The organism is Eubacterium aggregans (assembly GCF_900107815.1).
GTDB classification, from domain to species: Bacteria; Bacillota; Clostridia; order Eubacteriales; family Eubacteriaceae; genus Eubacterium_O; species Eubacterium_O aggregans.
In genome coordinates, this window is sequence record NZ_FNRK01000046.1 from 1 (window position 1) to 5207 (window position 5207).

Here is a 5207-nt window from a genome sequence, read left to right on the forward strand (position 1 = left end):
ATTGATTGCACTCGGTCCGGAAACAGCGCACTCGTTTTCCGGATAGGGTGATCTCAATCATCGGAAAGCATGCACAATTACATTGGAATACTCACCTAAAACATTTATTCCCTCTTTATTATTGTAATTCAGCATGTCTGTCAAACCTTCATAAACCCTATGTGTTAGCATAGTTGTCATAAGGAATTAAAAAGTGTATAGTATAAAAAACGCAAGGAGAAACCTTATGTCAAAATACAGTCAAACCCTCAAAGACAAGATGCTGAATGAAATGATGCCACCCAAAAATAAATCTGTCGCTGAATTAGCCAAAGAGCATGGCCTGTCAGAGCAGACGCTTTATAAATGGAAACGTCAAGCCAAGGAAAAAGGAATGGTGATTCCTAAAACGAATACCAGCTCAGAGAACTGGGATCCTAAAGATAAATTTCATGTGGTTCTTGAAACCGCCACGTTAAATGAAATTGAACTCGCCGAGTACTGCCGGAGCAGAGGTCTTTACGTCGAGCAGATCACGGCCTGGCGGGATGCCTGTATGCAGGCAAATGGCGGAGTGGCACAGGAAACCGCCACCCTGCAACGCCATTTAAGAGACAAAGACAAAGCCTATAAACAGCTGCAAAAGGAACTCAACCGTAAAGAAAAAGCTTTGGCTGAAACAGCCGCATTGTTGGTTCTTCAAAAAAAGTGCCGAGCGATCTGGGGGGAACCCGAGGACGAATGATCCTTCCTGCCGATCGCACCATTGCCGTCACCCTCATCCTGGAAGCCGTTACCGCTGGCGCAATGGAGGAAAAAGCCTGTCGGATTATGGGGATTAGTCAACGCACCTTATTCCGCTGGAAAAAACGCCCGGAAGACCAGCGCCCCCATGCCAAACGACCGGTACCCCAAAATAAGTTAACCCGTGAAGAAAAGCAAGTGATCCTGGTTCATATGAACAGCGACCGTTTTAAAAGCCAGCCACCCAGCCAAATGGTGCCACAACTGGCTGATGAAGGGATTTACCTGGCCTCCGAGTCAACGATCTACCGTATTTTAAAAGAAGTGAAGCAACAAAACCATTGCGGTCGTAGTGAAAAGCCCATCAAACGGATGGCAACCACCCATTGTGCTACTGGACCGAATCAAGTATGGATGTGGGACATAACCTGGTTGAAAGGCCCCATTTCCGGACAATTCTTCTATCTTTATCTGATTTTGGATCTTTACAGCCGTAAGATTGTTGGCTGGGAAATCTGGCCAGTGGAATCCGCCGAGCATGCCAGTACCCTGATGCGAAAAACCTGCTTATCTGAAAAACATACCGGACAGGCGCCATTGGTGCTTCATTCAGACAATGGCAGTCCCATGAAAGGCGCAACCCTTTTGGAAACACTGTATCAATTGGGAATTACCGGCTCCCGAAGCCGACCCCGTGTCAGTAATGATAATGCCTATGCCGAATCGATTTTCAGAACCTGCAAGTATCGCCCGGATTACCCCTACAAAGGGTTTTTGGACATCAGTGAAGCCAGACAATGGGTATTGAAATTCACCCACTGGTACAATTATGAACATCATCACAGCGGTCTTAATTTCCTGACGCCTAATCAACGACATACCGGCATGGATGCCGTTATTTTTCAAAACCGGCAACGCGTTTATGAACAAGCCAAGGAAAAAAATCCGAATCGTTGGACACGGCAGTGTCGGAAATGGGAACTTGATGCCAAAGTTTTTCTTAATCCGGTAAAAACAGAAGAGCAGGATTTAATGGATATTTCGACCGCATAAGTTTGCAATATGTATAGTGAAAAAGTTGTAAAATGATGACAACTATCTTGACAAACACCGTGGCGGAGAAGGTCATATTCAAAAAAACAACACGCTTTAAAATTGTTTCTAAGTAAGTCCCATGTTTCACTCGCTAAAAAAGTTTATAAAAGCAATGCCCCTCTGCCCCTAAAATCTAACCATATTCCTTCTCAATTTAGCATGAATAAATAAACATGCTAAATGAATTGATCAAAACAGGAAAAAAAGCAAAATTTCCGAAGAATTCAGGCATCATATTTTAAATACCGATGCCTTTTCTCCGTATAATTATTTAAATTACATTTCTTTATTTTTTATAGAATGGAAGCAGTGTTGAATCTATAGCTGGAGCGTCTGATCCTTTGGGAACCACAACAATTTTAATGGCTTCTAATCGATAGCCAAATCCTTCAGTTCCTGCACTTTCGCCATTTTTTCCCCAACCAAGCCAGCCATAGTTTTGTGCATGAACTTGATAATAGATGTCATACTTGTCAGCATCCGCTCCGGTGAGACTTATTTGAATGGCTTCCAACCGTAGGGATTGACCAAAGGTTCCACTCAGTTCTTCGTTACTCTTAACATCTTGCCAGCCAATATTTTCAACGTGAGTTTTATATTCTACACCGATGTCATAGCCTTGACTATCCACATTAATTTCTATACCTTCTAAACGTAAGGCTTTCCCACTCGTACCGCTATTTCTCCTTCGTTCTTCCACCCTTGCCAACCGACATTCTGGACATGGGTTTGGTAAGTTGTTCCAATACTTTTTACTGGTTCATTAACAGTCACAGCGCAAGTGGCTGTCTTGTTGCCATCTGCTGTTGTGACGGTGATGGTTGCTATTCCTGCCTTAATGGCTGTTACTTTCCCAGTAGCATCGACAATGGCTATCTCTTCTTTATCACTATTCCAAATGACTGCTTTGTTTGCGGCATTCTCTGGGGACACAGTAGTAATCAAGTTGAAATCTTCACCGATTGCTACTGTTTTTGCTGTTTCGCTTATGATGATACCAGTGACATTTTAAAAACCAGATTTTCATTCTAATATCAAATAGAGAGCGCTAATCATCAAGGATTAATTCCTCTTATATGTATCTTGCAGCGTTATTTCTAAAGTCTGACCTATCGAATGCTCTTAGCCATCATCTTATGATGCTCACCAATCACTCATACAATATTTTTACTTCGTGGATATTCTCCAAACTTAATCGCTTCTCCACCTAACCATTTAGTAAAACAATAGGTTCAGGACCATTTTTCTCCAATTAAAAAGGCCACCTTAAAGGTGACCTCAATGTTATCTGTATGAACAACAACTCTGTGTATGAATTTATTAATGAACCGCCGAATTTCAGGTATTTTCTGACATACGAATGACCGCATTCACATTCAACATGCCACTGCAAATTAGTTTTTTGTATTAAGGCATCTGGATTTTTTATTCTGTTAATTTAACATTACGCACAGATATCACATTTTATTCAGTCATTTTTTTCTCATCTAATAATAATTATCTGCGTACTTGTCAAGTTAGTTTATCGATAGTATCATTGTATCAGGTAGCAAAAATGTATTGCTTCCATATTTAAACGAAAGGATTGATGACTGCAGTATTAACTTTTAAAAAGGAACTTTTACAAATTAACTATCAGAAAGAAGGGTTAAAATGGTTTTTGTTGCATGTGCCATTCTGGCAGAGGAAATAAAGTGTGCCATGAAAGAACTGGGAATACAAGATGAGGTCATTTTTATTGATCCAGCCTTGCATGTTGATGATAAGCTATTAGAAGCAGCATTGATTGAAAAATTAAATGAAGCTCAAAGCAGAAATGATAAAATCGGACTGTTAATTGGTACAAGGTGCCATCCCCAGATGATGGAAATCGCGAAAAAATATGGGGCGACAATAGCCCCAAAAACAAACTGTTCGGACCTTCTACTCGGGGATAAAATGAAAGAGCTGGATTCAGAGTGTAACAGTTTTTACATTTCAAATGGATGGCTTAAGAATTGGCGAAATATTTTTGTTGATGGGTTGAAATGGGATGCCTGCGATGCCCGTCAGAATTTTGGATCATATGAAAGAATAGTCCTTGTGGATACTGGAATTGGTGAAGTTTCGGATGAAGATCAATTTGACTTTTTTGAGTATACGCAAGTACCGATTGAACCATATGAAACATCGCTTGATCATTTCAAAGCACAAATCATGTCTTTAAACAAAGAATAAAATACACTCACCAATATAAAAAATCTCATTTTCAAAACATAGAAAACGAGATTTTTTTAATCTGGAATCGTAATAACATTTTTTCAATGTGCTTATGGTTATTTTATCGTATGTACTTGAGCTCCCCAATATGCGAGTTGCTTAAGAATCGGCATCAAGTCACGACAATTGTCAGTCACTGAATATTCGACCCGCACTGGCATTTCCATAAATTGTTCACGGAATATAAGGCCCTCTTCTTCCAGCTCCTTTAATGAACTTACCAACATAGTATTTGTTATGCCTCTAATCTTGCGTTTCAGCTCATTAAATCGTGTTGTACCGTCCTGAAAAAGAGCACATAAAATGGGTATCTTCCATTTTCCGCCAATTTGACTTAATGCACTTCCTAACGGACAACAGTCCATACACGGACAATTGTCTTTGCACGGGCTGTTATCTTGATCGCTTTTAATAGTCATTTTTTTCGCACCTACTCATAATATTCTGCGTACTTGAAATATCAAAATTTCTGTAGTATTATTATACCAGGTAGTAAAAACAAAGTAAAGACTATCTAAAAAATATTAAGGAGATGGCGAAATGGTTATTAGTAAAGAAATAAAAGCAGTTATTGAGGACTCAGCCTTCCTCACACTTGTCACAGTGGGTGCAGATGGCACTCCACACCCAATTATTGCAGGCAAAGGTGAAGTTATCGATGATACAGTAGTCTTCGGCATTTATAAAATGGAAATAACACAGAAGAATTTGGCGACTAACATAAATGCATGGGTTGTTGGAGCCACAATGAATGATAGTCCTGAAGGTTATCGTCTCACCGGCACAGCTGCAGTAAAAGATAAACAGCTTATTTTCACCCCGACAAAAGTAGATGCTCTGATATAAGCCATCTATGCAAACTATAAACGTTATATGCACCTTATAATCTAATATCATGAAGAAATCCCTGCATGTCAAAAATTAAGCGACTCCTGCTTTCTCTTAGTTTTAACATGTAGGGATATTTTAATTTATTGTGCTGTTGGTAATAAAACGACCTCTATATACATTAAGACAATATCAATAATGCCTAAATGAGTATTCCAATGTAATTGTGCGCCATTTCCGATAATCCAGAGCAGGTGTTTCCAATATTTCACAGCACCCTTTTCCGGAGCCAGTGCAGTTGC

At 39.8% G+C, this 5207-nt stretch carries 5 protein-coding genes and 1 pseudogene; 3 read left to right on the forward strand and 3 right to left on the reverse strand.

Annotated elements, in window-relative coordinates; translation table 11 throughout:
• Nucleotides 1-271: 271 nt before the first annotated feature.
• Nucleotides 272-1776: pseudogene (locus tag BLW33_RS13720) on the forward strand (IS3 family transposase).
• 328 nt (nt 1777-2104) lie between these two features.
• Here BLW33_RS13720 and BLW33_RS13725 read toward each other — a convergent pair.
• Together BLW33_RS13725 and BLW33_RS13730 are read right to left on the reverse strand one after the other, a co-directional pair.
• Complete coding sequence (locus tag BLW33_RS13725) at nt 2105-2518, reverse strand: hypothetical protein (RefSeq protein ID WP_176966744.1); 414 nt, start codon at nt 2516-2518, stop codon at nt 2105-2107.
• Entirely contained in the window at nt 2467-2814 is a 348-nt protein-coding gene (locus BLW33_RS13730) for an Ig-like domain-containing protein (protein WP_090309992.1), read from the reverse strand. The genes BLW33_RS13725 and BLW33_RS13730 overlap by 52 nt, the downstream gene beginning before the upstream one ends.
• A gap of 657 nt (nt 2815-3471) precedes the next feature.
• Here BLW33_RS13730 and BLW33_RS13735 point away from each other — a divergent pair.
• Entirely contained in the window at nt 3472-4035 is a 564-nt protein-coding gene (locus tag BLW33_RS13735) for a DUF1638 domain-containing protein (protein ID WP_090309995.1), read from the forward strand.
• A gap of 98 nt (nt 4036-4133) precedes the next feature.
• On the opposite strand, the gene BLW33_RS13740 is transcribed toward BLW33_RS13735, so the two are convergent.
• Entirely contained in the window at nt 4134-4496 is a 363-nt protein-coding gene (locus tag BLW33_RS13740) for a winged helix-turn-helix transcriptional regulator (RefSeq protein WP_090309998.1), read from the reverse strand.
• Nucleotides 4497-4617: 121 nt separating this feature from the next.
• Between BLW33_RS13740 and BLW33_RS13745 the strand changes: the two genes are divergently transcribed.
• Nucleotides 4618-4923 carry a pyridoxamine 5'-phosphate oxidase family protein gene (locus BLW33_RS13745; RefSeq protein ID WP_090310001.1) on the forward strand — a complete coding sequence of 102 codons (306 nt, stop codon included), beginning with the start codon at nt 4618-4620 and terminating at the stop codon, nt 4921-4923.
• Nucleotides 4924-5207 lie beyond the last annotated feature (284 nt).